14 protein-coding genes are annotated in these 16195 nt (G+C 74.0%); 4 read left to right on the top strand and 10 right to left on the bottom strand.

The genetic code is table 11. The features are described 5' to 3' along the window. The first annotated feature begins 109 nt into the window (after window positions 1–109). Entirely contained in the window at window positions 110–472 is a 363-nt protein-coding gene (locus N5875_RS02500; RefSeq protein ID WP_338491567.1) for a YrdB family protein, read from the top strand. Window positions 473–491: 19 nt separating this feature from the next. On the opposite strand, the gene N5875_RS02495 is transcribed toward N5875_RS02500, so the two are convergent. Beyond that, window positions 492–959, bottom strand: coding sequence for a MarR family transcriptional regulator (locus tag N5875_RS02495; RefSeq protein ID WP_318210567.1), 468 nt, complete (start codon window positions 957–959; stop codon window positions 492–494). Window positions 960–1084: 125 nt separating this feature from the next. Between N5875_RS02495 and N5875_RS02490 the strand changes: the two genes are divergently transcribed. Beyond that, window positions 1085–2545 (top strand): MFS transporter, encoded by a 1461-nt coding sequence (locus N5875_RS02490; protein ID WP_318210566.1) that lies wholly within the window; start codon window positions 1085–1087, stop codon window positions 2543–2545. Window positions 2546–2756: 211 nt separating this feature from the next. On the opposite strand, the gene N5875_RS02485 is transcribed toward N5875_RS02490, so the two are convergent. Further along, complete coding sequence (locus tag N5875_RS02485) at window positions 2757–3581, bottom strand: VOC family protein (protein ID WP_318210565.1); 825 nt, start codon at window positions 3579–3581, stop codon at window positions 2757–2759. Between the two features lie 151 nt (window positions 3582–3732). Here N5875_RS02485 and N5875_RS02480 point away from each other — a divergent pair, with 151 nt between their 5' ends. Beyond that, window positions 3733–4341, top strand: a complete 609-nt coding sequence (locus N5875_RS02480) for a GNAT family N-acetyltransferase (protein ID WP_338491563.1) — start codon at window positions 3733–3735, stop codon at window positions 4339–4341. Here N5875_RS02480 and N5875_RS02475 read toward each other — a convergent pair. The 7 genes from N5875_RS02475 to N5875_RS02445 all read right to left on the bottom strand — a co-directional run bounded on the left by N5875_RS02475 (window position 4317) and on the right by N5875_RS02445 (window position 12465). Beyond that, a complete protein-coding gene (locus tag N5875_RS02475; protein ID WP_338491561.1) occupies window positions 4317–7043 on the bottom strand; it encodes a fumarate reductase/succinate dehydrogenase flavoprotein subunit in 2727 nt (908 codons plus the stop codon). The two genes, N5875_RS02480 and N5875_RS02475, sit on opposite strands and share 25 nt — an antisense overlap. Before the next feature lie 138 nt (window positions 7044–7181). After that, window positions 7182–7967: an ABC transporter ATP-binding protein gene (locus N5875_RS02470; protein ID WP_318210562.1), complete on the bottom strand. Its 786-nt coding sequence runs from the start codon at window positions 7965–7967 to the stop codon at window positions 7182–7184. Further along, the gene (locus N5875_RS02465; RefSeq protein WP_318210561.1) at window positions 7964–8854 is read right to left on the bottom strand and encodes an ABC transporter permease; all 891 of its coding nucleotides are present in this window, start codon (window positions 8852–8854) and stop codon (window positions 7964–7966) included. The genes N5875_RS02470 and N5875_RS02465 overlap by 4 nt, the downstream gene beginning before the upstream one ends. Next, entirely contained in the window at window positions 8851–10263 is a 1413-nt protein-coding gene (locus tag N5875_RS02460) for an ABC transporter substrate-binding protein (protein ID WP_338491559.1), read from the bottom strand. The genes N5875_RS02465 and N5875_RS02460 overlap by 4 nt, the downstream gene beginning before the upstream one ends. Before the next feature lie 14 nt (window positions 10264–10277). Beyond that, window positions 10278–10505, bottom strand: a complete 228-nt coding sequence (locus N5875_RS02455; protein ID WP_318210559.1) for a ferredoxin family protein — start codon at window positions 10503–10505, stop codon at window positions 10278–10280. 93 nt (window positions 10506–10598) lie between these two features. Then, window positions 10599–11366: a GntR family transcriptional regulator gene (locus N5875_RS02450; RefSeq protein WP_338491556.1), complete on the bottom strand. Its 768-nt coding sequence runs from the start codon at window positions 11364–11366 to the stop codon at window positions 10599–10601. Window positions 11367–11532: 166 nt separating this feature from the next. Continuing rightward, a complete protein-coding gene (locus tag N5875_RS02445) occupies window positions 11533–12465 on the bottom strand; it encodes a MerR family transcriptional regulator (protein WP_338491554.1) in 933 nt (310 codons plus the stop codon). A 208-nt stretch (window positions 12466–12673) separates the two neighbouring features. Between N5875_RS02445 and N5875_RS02440 the strand changes: the two genes are divergently transcribed. Further along, window positions 12674–14275 carry an alpha/beta fold hydrolase gene (locus tag N5875_RS02440; RefSeq protein WP_338491552.1) on the top strand — a complete coding sequence of 534 codons (1602 nt, stop codon included), beginning with the start codon at window positions 12674–12676 and terminating at the stop codon, window positions 14273–14275. A 20-nt stretch (window positions 14276–14295) separates the two neighbouring features. Here N5875_RS02440 and N5875_RS02435 read toward each other — a convergent pair whose 3' ends face one another. After that, window positions 14296–15930, bottom strand: coding sequence for an amidohydrolase (locus N5875_RS02435; RefSeq protein ID WP_338491550.1), 1635 nt, complete (start codon window positions 15928–15930; stop codon window positions 14296–14298). Window positions 15931–16195: the final 265 nt, after the last annotated feature.

The raw sequence follows: 16195 nt of genomic DNA, 5'->3' as shown, positions 1-16195 counted from the left end.
ATCGCCGTGCGGCGGTCGCGTAAAGGGGTCAGGCAGAACTGCGGACGCACGGATGTGTGGAAAAGTGGTCGTCTCTGTTGATCGCGTACCCGGCGCAGGAAGGCCTCCGATGAAGCTCCCCACCCCCCTGTACGTGATCAACGAAGGGCTGGCGTTCCTCCTGGAGTTGGCGGCGCTGACCGTCCTCGCGTGGTGGGGCTGGGAGAGCGCGGAGGCCTGGGCTCCACGCCTCCTGCTCGCCGTCGCCGCGCCTGCGGCGGCAGCCGTGCTGTGGGGGCTCTTCGCCGCCCCGAAGGCCCGGGTGCGCATACCCGTGGCGGGCGTCCTGGCCGTGAAGGCGCTGGTGTTCGGTGCCGCGGCGGCCGCCCTCTACGCGCTGGGGCGCCATGACGGGGCGATCGCCTTCGCCGTCGTGGCCCTGGTCAACACCGGCCTCGCGACGGTGGACCGCCGGGCTCGCGCGGCGGCCTGAACCGGTCGGTGACGCCCCCTCAGGGGCGCGGCCAGGGGCGCCCCTCCAGCCGCTCGATGTCCCGGTTGAAGCGTTCCAGGAAGGCCGCGAAGCGGGCCACGTCCTCGGGTGACCACTCCTCCATGACCCGGTCAAGACCCTCGATGTTCGAGTTCCGGTCGGCCTCCAGGCGTCGCTCGCCCTCCTCCGTGATCCGGAACTTGCGGGCGATACCGCCCTCCGGGTCGGGGATGCGCTCCACGACCCCGGCGCGCAGCATCGCCGCGGTCTGCCGGTTGAGGGTGGAGGCGTCGAGCCCGAAGGCCTCGCTGAGCTGCCCGATGGACATCGGCCCGTGCATCCGGATACGGCTCAGCAGGACGTACGCGCTGCGGTCCAGGTGACCACCGGCGGCCCGGGACCGGGGTGCGTACAGATGGGCGTGCCGACTGAGCAGCATGGTCTCGAACTCGACCAGGTGAAGGGGTTTGTCCACGGGCTTGTCCATGAGGCCATTGTCCCTCGCCGTGATCCAGTATGCATCATGCACAATTTGTGCATGGGCCCATCGATGTGCACTATGCATATGAAGCCACGGTGGACGACCGCCGTGGACGATCGAGGGAGAACAACGTGGACGGCACCAAGCCCGACGCCCGACCCGGAGGCGTCGTCGGCGTCCTCGCGCTCGCGGGCATCGTGGCCGCACTCATGCAGACCCTGGTGGTGCCGCTCATCGGCGACCTGCCCAAGCTGCTCGACACGACCGCGTCCAACGCCTCCTGGGTGATCACCGCCACCCTGCTCGCGGGCGCCGTCGCCACCCCGGTGGCCGGCCGGCTCGGCGACACCCTCGGCAAGCGACGGGTCCTGCTCGTCTCCGTCGTCCCGCTGATCGTCGGCTCGGTGGTCTGCGCGCTCGCCTCCTCCGTCGTCCCGATGATCGTCGGACGCGGCCTCCAGGGCCTCGGCATGGGCGTCGTCCCGCTCGGCATCAGCCTGCTGCGCGACATCCTCCCGCCCGAGAAGCTGGGCGGCTCCATCGCCCTGATGAGCGCCTCCATGGGCGTCGGGGGCGCCCTCGGCCTGCCGTTCTCCGCGGCCGTCGCCGAGAACGCCAGCTGGCGCGTCCTCTTCTGGGTCGCCGCCGCGCTCAGCGTCGTGGTCGGCCTCCTCATCTGGCGCGTCGCCCCCGCGGGACGCCGCGCCGCCGCACCCGGCCGCTTCGACGTACCGGGCGCGCTCGGCCTCGGCGTCGGGCTCGTCGCCCTGCTGCTCGCCGTCTCCAAGGGCGCGACCTGGGGCTGGGGCAGCGGCACCACCCTCGGCCTCTTCGCCGTCGCGGTGGTCGTCCTGCTCACCTGGGGCTGGTGGGAGCTGCGTACCCGCGACCCCCTCGTCGACCTGCGCGTCACCGCCCGCCCGGTCGTCCTGATGACCAACCTGGCGTCGATCCTCGTCGGGTTCGCGATGTACGCGCAGTCCCTGGTCGTCCCGCAGCTCTTCCAGTTGCCCGAGGCGACCGGTTACGGTCTGGGCCAGTCGATGATGGCCATGGGCCTCTGGATGGCCCCCGCGGGCCTGATGATGATGGTCCTCGCACCGCTCGGCGCCAAGCTCTCGGCCGCCCGTGGCCCCAAGGTCACGCTCTCCGTCGGCGCCCTCGTCATAGCCGCCGGATACGGTTCCTCACTCGCCCTGATGGGCACCACCTGGGGCCTGCTCGTCGTGACGCTCATCTGCAACACCGGTGTGGGACTCGCCTACGGGGCCATGCCGGCGCTCATCATGGGCGCCGTCCCGCAGGAGGAGACCGCCTCCGCCAACAGCTTCAACACCCTGATGCGGTCCATCGGCACCTCCGTCTCCGCCGCAGTGATCGGTGTCGTCCTCGCCCAGCTGACCACCACCCTGGGTGGCCACGCGCTGCCGTCCGAGGACGGCTTCCGCGTCGCCATGCTCATCGGCTGCGGCGTCGGCCTGGTGGCCGCGGTCGTCGCCGCCCTCATCCCGAGCCGGCTCGCCGCCGCGCCGACCGGCGACCCGGAAGGTACGGAACCCGCGCGGCGCGCCACCACCGAGGCCGCGGCCTGAGCGACCCGAACCGACGAACGACGGGCGGTGCGGGCCCGGGGCCTTCCCCGGGTGCGCACCGCAGACCGGGCGTGCGCCGCGGACCGGGCGTGCGCCGCGGACCGGGCGTGCGCCGCGGACCGGCCCCGCGCCGCGGACCGGCCCGCCGCCGCCGACCGGCCCCGCGCCGGCGGCCTGCCCTCGTGGACCGGGCCCCGCGGACCGAGCGGGGTCAGCCCTTCTCGTCGTCTGCCGCCTCCAGGGCGAAAAGGGCGCCCTCGGGGTCCCGCACCACCACCGTCCGGCGCCCGTCGGCCTCCTCGGGACCGCGTACCCCGCCCCAGTCGCCGCCGGGCACCACGGTCCCGCCATAGGCCACGACCGCCACCGCCGCCGCCTGCGGATCCGGCACCCGGAACCGCACGAGCCAGCGCGGACGCAGCTGCGGCCGGGGCGAGCCGGACTCGACCGGCCCGCTGTTCAAGCGGGCCACGGCCTCACCGTCACGGCGCAGCACCACCTTGTCCTGCTCGTACGAGACCTCGAAACCGGCGGGTTTCTCGTCCGCCCAGCGCAGCACCTCCCCGTAGAAGACGGCCGCCTCGAACGCGTCGCGGCTGTGCAGTTCCAGCCAGGCCGGCGCCGAGCGCATCCCGATGTGAAGCCGGTTCTCCGTCCGCCCCTCCCAGACGCCGAACGCCGCCCCCTCGCGGTCGGTGGCGAGCGCGGCGCGCCCGTGCGGCGGATAGGGGACCGGACCCACGCCGACCGTGCCGCCGCGCTCCCGGATCCGCGCCACCGCCTGGTCCGCGTCGTCCACCGTGAAGAACGCCGTCCAGGCCACCCGCAGGGACAGCTCGGCCGCCACGGCCGCGATCACGGCCACGGGCTGCTCGTCGAGCCGGCCCACGGCGTACTCCCGCTCCCCGCCGTCACCTCGCCGGAACGTCCAGCCGAGCACGGCCCCGTAGAAGCGCTCCGCCGCGTCGAGATCCCGCGCGGTCAGACTCAGCCAGCACGGCGCTCCCGCCACCTCTCCGGTCGTCGGCCCCGACACCGGCACCACCTCCTGATCCGTCCTGCTCGCCCAGTGCGTCGTGCGCCCCTTCCCCGGTCCACCGTTCCCCATGCGCGCACTCACCCGAGTGCCGCCGATGACCATCCGCCCGGGTGCGCCGACCGCCGGCGGCGAGGGATACCGTCCGATCATGAGCAGTCCGCAGCCCCCACTCCGTGACACCCCCGGGACCGGGACGACCCCGTCCGCCCCGCCGCTCCTGCTGCGGCCCTGGGCGTACGAGGACGCCGAGCCGCTCGTACGTCATCACCGGGACCCGCATCTGCGTGCCTGGCTCGCCACCCACCTGGACACCACCCGGCAGGCACGCGCGTGGGTGTACGCCCAGAACGCGGGCTGGGCCGCCGGGGCCAGGGCGGCCTTCGCGATCGTCGAGGACACGGCGACGGGGCGCACGGCGCCGCTCGGCCACATCGGCGTCACCCGGGAGGGAGCGGCAGCCGTACGCGTCGGCTACTGGACCGCGCCCGAGGCACGCGGGCGCGGGATCGCCTCCCGGGCGCTCACCCGCGTCGCCCGCTGGGTCACGGACGAGGACAGCCCCTTCGCCGGACGCACCCCGGAACTCGTGCACGCCGTCGGCAACGAGGGATCGTGCCGGACCGCCCTCGCCTGCGGCTTTCCCCTCTCCGGAACGCTCCCCGCCGCCCCGCCGGCCCGGCCACGCGCCCAGCACCTCCACACGGCGGCCGTCCCCCGGACCCCGCACCGGGCTCAAAGCGCCGCGCGGGCCGCGTAGGCGCGTACGTCCGCGTCGGGGTCGTCCGACGCCCCCGCGAGTGCCGTCCGGGCCTCGGGTTCGGCCCGGTGGACGAGGAGCGAGAGGACGGCGGCCTTCCGGACGTCCGCGTTCGCGTCGGCGAGCGCCTTCGCGAGCGCCGGAACGGCCGGGGCGGCCGGCGCGGCCCGCAAGGCGGTCGCGGCGCCCGAGCGGACCTGCCAGGCCGGATCGCCGAGGGCGGCTTCGGCGCGTGTCGCGTAGCGGTCCGGGCAGCCCGTTCCGGCCAGGGCGGCGAGTGCCGCGCCCCGGACCAGCGGGTCCGGGTCGTCGAGCAGCGGCCCGAGCGGCTCGGGCGTCGGATTCCGCACGGCTGCCAGCCCCCGGGCCACCGCGATCCGGACCTCACGGGCCGGATCGGCGGCCGCCCCCGCCAGCTCCGTGACGGCGTCCACCGAGACCAGGGCCCGGACGGCTTGGACGCGTACCTCGACGGTCCTGTCGGCGAGCGCCCCGCCGTACAGGCCGGAATCCCCGAGCCGCAGCGCCCGCAGGACCTCCAGCGCGGCGGACCGCACGGCCGCGTCGGGCACGGCGAGCGCGTCCCGCAGACCGGCACCGAGCTCCGGCCCGGCGGGCAGGACCTCGACCAGCTCGCGCAGGGCGGCCGACGCGGCGGCCCGTACGAGCGGCGACTCGTCCCGGAGCCGCGCGGCGAGCACCGGCCCGGTACCGGTCGGCGCGGTCTCGCCGAGAGCGGTGACGGCGGCAGCCCGGACAGCCGGATCGTGGTCCTCCAGATACGGGCCGAGGGCGTCGAGATCGGGCGAGTCCTCGACGAGGGAGAGGAGTCGGAGCAGGCGGGGGTGGGGGGCCGCGACCGCCGGAACCTCGACCGGGGCCGGGGCCTCCGCGTGCGGCCGCGCGGCCGGAGCCGCCTCCCGGGGGCCGGCCGTGGCGACCGGCACCAGCTCCACCTCGCCGAGGTGCCGCTCCGGACCGCCCGGCGGCGCGAACTCGGGCACCGGCACCAGATACGGCTCCACCGGACGCGCCGTGAACACCATCGTCCCGGACGGGGACTTGCGGAGATCGAGGTGGTGCAGCCAGCTCGTGTCGTCCCGCTCCGGGTGGTCCAGCCGCTCGTGGTACAGACCCCAGCGCGACTCGGTCCTGGCGAGCGAGGCCCGCGCCGCCATCTCGGCGCAGTCCCGGATGAACGACACCTCCGCGCACCGCATCAACTCATGAGCCGTACGCGCCCCCATCCCGGCGATCTCCTCCGACATCCGGTCGAACGCCTCGACGGCCAGGGAGAGTTTCGCGCCCGTCTTCGGCGGCGCCACGTAGTCGTTGACGAACCGCCGCAGCTTGTACTCGACCTGGGGCTGCGGCGGCCCCTCCGGACGACGCAACGGCCGGTAGACGAGTTCATGGGCGGCAGCGAGCTGCTCGTGCTCCAACTCGCCCTCGTACGCCGGGTACTGGGAGGCGTCCTCACCCGCCAGGTCACCGAAGACGAACGCGCCGATCATGTAGTTGTGCGGTACGGAGGCCAGGTCACCGGCCGCGTACAGCCTCGGCACGGTCGTCCGGGCGTGGGAGTCCACCCGTACCCCCGACGCCGAATGACCGCCGCACAGGCCGATCTCCGAGATGTGCATCTCGATGTCATGGGTCCGGTAGTCGTGCCCGCGGCCCTCGTGGAAGGTGCCGCGCGTGGGCCGCTCCGTGGTGTGCAGGATCGACTCGACGGCGCCGATGGTCTCCTCGGGGAGATGGCTCAGCTTCAGGTACACCGGGGCCCGGTCCGACGCGAGTTCGGCCGCGAACTCGGCCATCATCTGCCCCGACCAGTAGTCGGACTCCACGAACCGCTCGCCGTGCCGGTTCACCTGGTAGCCCCCGAAGGGATTGGCGACATAGGCGCAGGCCGGGCCGTTGTAGTCCTTGATCAGGGGGTTGATCTGGAAGCACTCGATCCCGGTGAGCGCCGCACCGGCGTGGTACGCCATGGCGTAGCCGTCACCGGCGTTCGTGGGGTTCTCGTACGTGCCGTACAGATAGCCGGAGGCCGGCAGGCCGAGGCGCCCGCAGGGGCCGGTGGCCAGGATCACGGCCCCCGCCCGGACGACGACGAACTCGCCGGTGCGGGTGTTGAACCCGGCGGCGCCGACCGCCCGGCCGTCCTCGGGGTGGGTGAGGACGCGGACCGGCATGACCCGGTTCTCGATCCGGATCCGCTCCCGCATCTCGCGCCGCCGCAACTGCCGGTAGAGGACCTTCTTGACGTCCTTGCCCTCGGGCATCGGCAGCACGTAGGAACCGGACCGGTGCACCTGCCGGACCGCGTACTCGCCGTGCTCGTCCTTCTCGAACTTCACCCCGTACGACTCCAGGCGCCGGACCATGCCGAAGCCCCGCGTCGCCGTCTGCCGGACCGTCGACTGGTCCACCAGGCCGTCGTTGGCGCGGGTGATCTCGGCGACGTAGTCGTCGGGTTCGGCGCGGCCCGGCACGACCGCGTTGTTGACGCCGTCCATGCCCATGGCGAGGGCGCCGGAGTGCCGGACGTGCGCCTTCTCCAGGAGCAGGACGTTCGCCCCGTGCTCGGCGGCGGTCAGCGCGGCCATCGTGCCGGCGGTGCCGCCGCCGATGACGAGCACGTCGCAGGACAGCTCGGTCGCGTCGGCGAGATCGGGCACGGTCAGGGGGATGTCCACGGGGTGCCTTTCGGAGCTTCGGGGGGCGGGGGGTCGGGAGTACGCGGTTCGCGAGTTCGCGAGTTCCCGGCTTCGCGAGCGTGTCGGCGGTGCCGGTGTCGGCACCGGTGGCGTTCCGGCGGGCCGTCGGGCGGCCTCTCAGAGGGAGTCGAGGACGCGGCGGCGCAGCGCGGCCGTGTCCGGCGCCTGTCGGGCGTCACGCGAGCGCGGGTGCGGCACGTCCAGGACGTCGCCGGTCGCGAACAGGGCGACCCGGTCGCCGAGATGGAGCGCCTCGTCGACGTCGTGGGTGACGAACACGACGGTCGCGCCCGTGCCGCGCAGGATCTCCACCAGGAGGTCCTGCATCCCGGCACGGGTGTGGGCGTCGAGCGCGCCGAACGGCTCGTCCATCAGGACGGCCCGGGGGCGGGCCGCGAGGGCGCGGGCCAGCTGGACGCGCTGCCGCTGCCCGCCGGACAGCTGGTGCGGGAGCCTGCGGGCGTGCCCGCCGAGACCGACCCGCTCCAGCCACTCCTCCGCCGCGCGGCGCCGCTCGGCGCGCGGCACCCGCCGGATGGCGAGGGGCAGTTCGACATTGGCGCGGACCGAACGCCAGGGCAGCAGCGCGTCGTGCTGGAAGACCACGGCCCGGTCGGCGCCGGGCCGGCGGATCGGCTCCCCGTCCTGGGTCACCCGCCCCTCCAGCGGGGGCAGCAGCCCGGCGAGCGTGCGCAGCAGAGTGGTCTTGCCGCAGCCCGAGGGGCCGACCACGGTCAGCAGCTCGCCGGGGGCGATCCGCAGCTCCACGGGGCCGGGCACGGCGGCCCCGTCGGGGTGGCCGAGACGGACGCCGTGCAGGGCGAGTTCCGCACCCGCGGGGGCCGTCGGTGTCGTCGGTGCGGGCGGCTTCGCGGACACGGCGGACGGGCTCACGGTGCTCATGGAACCGGCTCCTTCTCGGGACGACGGACAGCGGAAGGGGTGGGTACGGGGGTGGTCGCCGCACGGACGGGCCCGCCGGCCGGGACCCGGGCGGTCGGGCGCGGCAGCCACGCCGTGACCCGGCGGCCCAGCGTCTCGACCGCGGTGGAGGTGAGCCGGCCCAGGACACCGATCGTGGCCATGCCGACGAAGACACCGGGGTAGTCGACGACCGTGTAGTCCTGCCAGGTGCGGTAGCCCACCCCGTACTCGCCGGAGATCATCTCCGCCGAGATCACACAGATCCACGAGACGCCGATGCCCACCGACAGACCACCGAAGATCCCCGGCAGGGCGCCCGGCAGCACCACGGAGAACAGCACCCGGGCCCGGCTCCCGCCCAGGGTGAGGACCGCCTCCTCCCACACCGGGTCGAGGGCTCGCACGGCGTGCCGGGTCGATACGAGCACGGGGAAGAGGGCCGCGGCGCAGGTGATGAAGATGATGCCCTGCTCGTTGGTCGGGAGCAGCAGGATCGCGACCGGCACCAGGGCGATCGCCGGGATCGGCCGCACCACCTCGACCAGCGGGCCCAGGATGTCGGCGGCCCACCGGGACCGGGCGACGGTCGTCCCGGCGGCCACCCCGAGGACCGCGGCGAGGAGGAAGCCGACCGCGATCCGCCGCAGACTGTGCCCGATGTCCTGCCAGTACGTCTCGGTGCCGATCCGGTCCCCCAGGGCGGAGGCGACCTCGACGACCGTGGGGAACTGCTCGAACCGCAGCCACAGATCGGCGTCGAAGGCGGTCAGCAGCTGCCACAGTCCGAGGGCCGCGAGTGGCGAGGCGACCCGGACCAGCCGGCGACGGGCACGCGTGACACCGGTCCGGCGGCGGCCCGCGCTCATGACGCGAGCCTCACGGCGTCCGCGTACGGGACGATGCGCGCACCGGCGTGCCCGGAGAGGTACCGCTCGGCACCCGACCGGGTGACGAAGGCCCGCCACGTGGTGCCGTCCACGACCCACACCGCCCGGTCCGCGAACCACAGCGTCCCCGTCGCCGCGTCCGGCACGTAGGCGGCCCGCACGGCGGCCCCCTTGACGGCCTTGAGGAGCGCGCCGGGACTGTCGAAGGTACGGACCGAGTTCTGGCCCTTCAGCCACAGCTCGGACTTCGGACCGGCCGCCCGCGGGTCGGCCGCGTGCTCGGCCGTCTTCGGGTCGGCCGCCTTCGGATACGCGAGGTCCGGCACCGCCCGGCGCAGTGGCGCCGCGTCGACGAACGCGTCCACGTCGACGTCCGTCACCAGACCGGCCTCCTTGAGGACCGGCACGTCCTCCTTGAGCGCGGCGATCAGCTCCGGGCGGAGCGCCGGGTCGAAGGTGGCGATGCCCTGGGCGCCGTTGTAGAGGTAGACCACCTCCGCGGGCAGCCCGGTCTCCTTCGCGACCGACTCGGCGGCGGCGACCGGCTGCTTCCGCAGGTGATCCGTGGCGCGGTTCTGCGCCCGCAGGAAGGCGTCGAGGACGGCGGGACGCCGCTGGGCGAACTCCTCGCGGACGGTGACCCCGTGGAAGGTCGGCAGGTTCAGCTCGGCGCCGTCGTACAGGGCCGTCGCCTTGCCCTGGAAGGCGAGCAGGCCGGGCCAGGCGACGAACTGGGACAGTGCGTCGACGCTTCCGGCCGCCAGGGCCGAAGCCCCCACGCTCGGCTGCTGGTTGAGTTTCTGTACGTCCGTCGCGGGGTCGAACCCGGCGCGCCGCAGGGCTCGTACGAGCGTGCCGTCCGCGGCCGAGCCGACACTGGTGGACACCTTGCGGCCCTTCAGGTCCGCGAGCGACCGCAGGGGCGAACCGAGGGCGGTGACCACGGTGTTGAGGCCGCCGCGCAGGTTGTAGCCGGTGACCGAGACAAGCCGCGTCGGTTCCTTGAGCTGCTTCCCGCGTGCCGCGTTGATCAGCAGCGGGAAGTCGCCCATCGAGCCGATGTCGATCTTCCCCGCCGTCATCTGCGCCGTGATCGGCGCCCCGGTCGCGTAGTCCTGCCACACCACCCGATACGTGAGGCCGTCCTCCCGGCCCCGGTTCGCGAGCTCCTCCTCGAAGTAGCCGAGGGCACGCAGCAGGGTGCCGGCGGTGACGGTGTTGATGGTCTTGGACTGGTAGCCGACGGTCACGGTGACCGTCTTCCCGTCGGAGGAGCTGCCGGCGTCGGTCCCGCCGCACGCGGTGGCGAGGGGAAGGAGAAGAGCGAGGGGGAGGGCCAGCCGGTCGGCCGCCCGGTGGCGGAGCAGGAGAAGTCTTCCTCGGGACATGGGAGTTAGGCCTTTCACCGGAGCAGGTAGGGCATGTTGACGGTGACCGCGCCGGTGGGGCAGCGGGCGGCGCACGGGCCGCAGTACCAGCACTCGTCCACGTGCATGTACGCCGTGCCGTCCTCCTCGCGGATCGCGAGCGAGTCCAGCGGACACATGTCGACGCAGAGCGTGCATCCGTCGATGCACTTCGACTCGTCGATGGTCACGGGCACGTCGGCGCGCTGGGGGACCAGAGGCATGGCTGTCTCCAGGAAGGGGTTCGGCAGGAAGGGGAGGAGCGGGAGAGGCCGAAGCGGCCGGGAGAGGCCGAAGCGGCCGGGGGAGGCAGGCGATCAGAGGGAGCGGCGGAGGATCCCGCCCATGGTGATGCGGTCACCGCGGAACCGGATGAACTCCAGGTCCACCGGCCGGCCATCGGGCAGACAGGTCAGCCGCTCCAGCATCAGGACGGCTGCCCCGCGCGGAGCCTGGAGCACGGCGGCGGAGTGCGCGTCGGCGTTGACGGCCTCCAGGGTGATCTCCGCGTGCCCGAGCGGGCCGCCGGTCAGCTGCTCCAGGAGCCAGAACACATCCGTGTTCTCCAGGTCGCAGCCGAGGAGTTCGCCCCCGATGTCCATCGGGAGGTAGGACAGGTCGAGGGAGAGCGGCAGACCGTTGAGCCGGCGCAGCCGCTCGACGCAGAGCACGTCGGAGTGTTCCGGCAGCCCGAGCCGGTGGGCCACCGGGCCCGGCGCGCCGACCGGCCCCATGGTCCGGACCTCGTTGGTGACCTGCCCGTGCTCGCGCAGCGTCTCGGCGAGCCCCTGGAGCCGGTCCAGGCCGTGCGGGTACTTCTCGCAGACCACCACCGTGCCGACCCCCGGCTGCCGTTCGACGATCTGCTCGCCGCGCAGCAGGTCGAGCGCCTGCCGGACGGTGTTCCGGCTGGCCCGGTAGTCGGCCCCGATCACGTCCTCCAGCGGAAGGATCCCGCCGGGGAAGCCGCCCGCCAGGATCTGATGGCGCAGCAGGTCGGCGAGCTGCCGCGCCCGGTCCGCACGCAGCCGCAGACGGCGGGCGGCGGCGACGGGGCGGGCGGCGGAGGCGGGTTCGACGGGCATGGCAAGGAACGTAGCGGCGGGCCGCGCCGGATGGTGTTGCGGCAGTATTGCGCCACCCGACCTCCCGTACGCACCGCTCTGACCTGCGGTGATTCCGGGATGGCACAGACATCCGCCACCCTGCGGCCCACCACGTGGACGGACGGCTGCCCACCATGCGGGAAGGTCAGTCGGCCCGGCCCTCGACCTGGGCGTGCAGGGCGACGGAGAGATGGTGGTGGAGCGCGCCGAGCACCGGCTCACCCGGGGCGAACAGGCCGGTGGCGAGCTTCCAGTAGCGGGTGATCACCGGCCCGTCGCTCCGGGCGAGCAGCGGGAGCAGCCCGCGCCGGAAGCCGGGGGAGTCCACCGTCCCGCGCGCGTGGGCGTAGGCGGCGACGAAACAGTCCAGCGCGCCACCCGCGCCCCCCTCCCGCAGGGCGCGCCCGGCCGCCAGCTCCGCCGAGGCCAGGGCGTACGCCTCCGCCAGACCCTCGTACAGCACCGCCGGCCGGTACTCTCCGGCCGGCAGCGGCGGCGCCGGCCGCGACTCCGGCCGTTCGACACGCGGATCGGACACCAGCGCGTGCAGCCGGGCGAAGTCGAGGACCTGCCCGGGGCTCGGCTCCTCCGGCAGCCTCGGCACCACCGAGTCGAGCACCGTGGACACGACCCGCGCCGGCAGCCGTACGGGCAGGATCCGACGCCAGAACCGGGCCAGGGCCGCCGTGTCGGGCGGCACGGACACCGCACCGAGCAGCCGCAGCCGCTCGGTCCGCTCACCGGCCGGGCAGTCCTGGAGCAGCCGCAGCGAGGCCTCGCGCCAGCGCAGCGCTGTCAGTTGGGACCCCACCTCCCGCAACTGCCCCGAGACGACCTCCTCCAGGGCCTCGTCCCGTTCGAGGGCACGCTCGACCGCCGGGACGGGCAGGTCGAGGGCGCGCAGGGAGCGGATCAGCCGGAGCCGGTCGAGCGCCCCCGCCCCGTACCGGCGATGCCCGCCGGAGCTGCGTCCCGCCTCGGGCAGCAGGCCCCGGTCGGAGTAGTACCGCACGGTCTTCACACCGACGCCGGCCCGCCGGGCGAGTTCCCCTATGCTCCACAGTCCTTCGGACACCACGAAGTGAGCCTCCCCTGAGGGCCTCAGGGCCCTTCGGCAGGTGCCCTTCCAGACGGTCGTCCCCAGTGTGATGCACGGCCCCTCCCGGGAGCCCTCCAGGTATGCGGCGAGGGCCGCTCCTTCGTGTCTCACGGCTCCTTGAATCTCCCCCAGGGGGAGTTCCTAGCGTGGCGGCGAGACATCCCCCAGGAGTTGCGAGGAGACGATCATGACCGCGTTCGTGCTGGTGTCGGGCCCCTTCACCGGTGGCTGGGTCTGGGAGGAGACCGTGTCCCGGCTCCGGGCGGCGGGCTCGGAGGCGTACCCGGTGACGCTCCCCGGCATGGGGGACCGGCGGATCGACGCCGGGACCGGTGTCGATCTGGAGACGCACATCCAGGACCTGGTGCGGCTGATCGACGGCATCCCGGCCTCCCGGGTCGTGCTCGTCGGGCACGGCTACGGGCTCCACCCCGTCCTCGGCGCCGCCGACCGGCGCCCCGCACGCGTCGCCCGGATCGTCTCCCTCGACACGGGTCTGCCCGAGGACGGCGAGGCTGCCGCGCGCTCCGTGCCCGACCCCGAGGTACGGACACGGCTGGCGGCGGACGGTGACGGGACCGAGGAGGCCGGGACCGGTGGTGACGGGAGCGGCAGGGACGGCACCGGCGGGGACGACAGGTGGCTCGCGCCGCCGGGGCCGGGCGGCTGGTCCCGCTGGGGCAGCACCGAGGGTGTCCCGGCAGAGGCGCTCGAACGCCTCGAACGCCTCGCCTCGCCGCAGCCCGTGGGCACGCTCACCCAGCCGCTCCGGCTGACCGGCGCGGCCGCCGCCCTGCCGACCACCGGCGTGCTGTGCACCGCCAACGGTTCCAGCGTCGACCTGGTGCAGATGCTGGTGGACTCCGGACCGCCCCGGTTCCGGGCGCTCGCCGACGACAGGATCCGCTTCATCGACATCGCCACCGGGCACTGGCCGATGCTCTCCGCGCCCGAGGAACTGGCCGAGGCCCTGTGCGGGGCAGCGGCCGGGGAGGGGCATCGGGTCACCGCGCCCGAGCCCACGCACGAGCAGCCGACGCACCTCCTGCCCTTCCTCCTCGACGTACCCGAGGTGCCGCGCGAGCGGCGGGGGCGGGTCGACCTCCACCTGCCCGTCGACGCCCGGCCACCGGTCGACGTCCAGCCACCGGTCGATGCCGCCCGGCCCCGGCCGGCCGTCGTCTTCGTCCACGGCGGGCCGGTCGCCGCCGACCAGCGGCCCACACCACGGGACACCCCCTTCCTCCTCGGGTACGCCCGCTACGCGGCGAGCCTCGGCGCGGTCGGCGTGACCGTGGACCACCGGCTGCACGGCATCGCCGACTTCCCCCGCGCGGCCGAGGACCTCGCCGAAGCCGTCGCGCTCGTCCGCGCCGACCCACGCGTCGACGAGGAGCGGATCGCGCTCTGGTTCTTCTCCGCCGGCGGGCTCCTCGCGGCGGACTGGCTGGCCGCGCCCCCGCCGTGGCTGCGCTGCCTGGCGGCGAGCTACCCGGCTCTGGCACCGCTCCCCGGCTGGGGCGCGGTGGAGTCCCGCTTCCGGCCCGTCGACGTCGTGGGTACGGCGGAAGGGCCGCCGATCGTCCTGACACGGGCCGGGCGGGAGCACCCGGCCTTCGCGGCGACGGTCGAGGAGTTCCTGTCCGCCGCCGGGAGGAACGGGGCGGACATCGAGATCGTCGACGTTCCGCACGGCCACCACAGCTTCGAACTGGTCGACCCCACCGAGGAGTCCCGCGCGTGCGTGGAGCGGGCGATGCGCTCCGTTCTCGGGCATCTGCGGGACTGACCGGCGGCCGGCCGGCCCGCTCAGCGCGCGTACACGAGACGGCCGCCCACGTACGTGCGCTCCACCCGGGCCTCGGCGATCTCCTCCGGCGGCCCCGTCAGGATGTCGCGGTCCAGGACCACGAGGTCGGCGAGGTTACCGGGGCGCAGGCTGCCCGCGTCGTCGTGGCCGTTCGCGTGGGCGGAGCCGGCGGTGTACGCGGCGAGCGCCGTGGGCAGGTCGAGGCGCTGCTCCGGCAGGAAGACGCGGTCGTCGGTGGTGCCGGGCTCCCGGCGGTTGACGGCGACGTGGATCCCCGCGAGCGGATCGGGGCTGCTCACCGGCCAGTCGCTGCCCGCGACGAGGGTGGCACCCGCCCGCACCAGATCGCCGAACGGGTACTGCCAGGCGCTGCGTTGCGGACCGAGGAACGGGATGGTGAGTTCGTCCATCTGCGGCTCGTGCGCCGCCCAGAGCGGCTGGATGTTGGCCAGGGCGCCGAGCGCGGCGAAGCGGGGGAGGTCGTCCGGGTGGACGACCTGGAGATGGGCGAGGTGGTGGCGGTTGCCGCGGCGCCCGTTGGCGGCGACCGCGGCCTCCAGCGCGTCGAGGGCCTCGCGGACGGCCCTGTCGCCGAGGGCGTGGAAGTGGACCTGGAAGTCGAGGGCGTCGAGCTCCGCCACGTACCCGCGCAGCGCCCCCGGGTCGACGAAACTGAGTCCGCTGTTGGCGGTGGCACAGCCGCAGCCGTCCAGATAAGGGGAGGTCATGGCGGCGGTGAAGTTCTCCGCGATGCCGTCCTGCATGATCTTCACCGAGGTCGCCCGGAAGCGGCCGTGGCTCAACTTTTCACGCAGCGCCACCAGTTCGGGTATCTGCTCGGACCCGCGCTGCCGGTCCCACCAGAGCGCCCCGGCCACCCGGGCGGTGAGCGAGCCGTCGCGGGCGGCGGCCGCGTAGGCGTCCGACGGGTCGGCCCGTCCGCTGAACGCGCCCAGGAGCGCGTCCTGCCAGCCGGTGACGCCGAGGGAGTGCAGCAGCTCCTGGGCACGGAGGAGCCCCGCGAGGCGGTCCGCCGGAGTGCCGGCCGGCACGAGGCGTGTCACCAGCGTCGTGGCGCCTTCCTGAAGCATGCCGCCGGGCGTACCGTCCGGCTCGCGCTCGATGCGCCCGTCGGCGGGGTCCGGGGTGTCGGCGGTGATCCCGGCGAGTTCGAGGGCCTTCGTGTTCGCCCAGGCGCCGTGGTGGTCCCGGTTGGACAGCAGGACCGGCCGGTCCGGGACGACGGAGTCGAGCAGCTGCCGGGTGGGCAGTCCGCCCGCGAAGCTCTCCATCGACCAGCCGCCGCCGGTGATCCACGTGTGCTCCGGATGCGCGTCGGCGTAGGCCCGGACACGGTCGAGGTACTCCGGGACGCCGACCGTGCCCGTCAGATCGCACTCGGCCAGTTCCGAACCGCCGAACACCGCGTGGACATGGGCGTCCTGGAACCCCGGGAGCAGCAGCTTCCCGGTCAGGTCGACGCATTCGGTCCGAGGGCCGATGAGCTCCCGCACCTCGTCGTGGCCGACGGCGACGATGCGGTCGCCGACGACCGCGAGCGAGCTCGCCCGGGTGCGGGCGGGGTCGACCGTGAAGACGGGTCCGCCGGTGAGGACCAGATCGGCCGAGGTCATGGGGGTGCTCCTGGGGGGCGTGCGACGGCGGGTTCCGACGCCATGCAATCCGCACCGCCGTATACACGTCAATGGTGTCGACATAAGGGCGGGCAAGGTCGAACGAGTCTGCGTACGGCCACTCGACGCCGCGCTCGGCGCCGACCCCACCGCCCTCTACCGCTACGTCCGCAACGCGGACGCGTTCGGCCCGGCGTTCGCTCCGGCGTTCGCTTCGGCGTTCACCCCCCGGAAATAGTAGCCATGTACATAGTAGCCATGTACG

Origin of the sequence: Streptomyces sp. SJL17-4 (assembly GCF_036826855.1) — a bacterium.
Lineage (GTDB): Bacteria > Actinomycetota > Actinomycetes > Streptomycetales > Streptomycetaceae > Streptomyces.
Note: the sequence above shows the minus strand (reverse complement) of the source record. Positions and strands in the feature narration are given on the sequence as shown.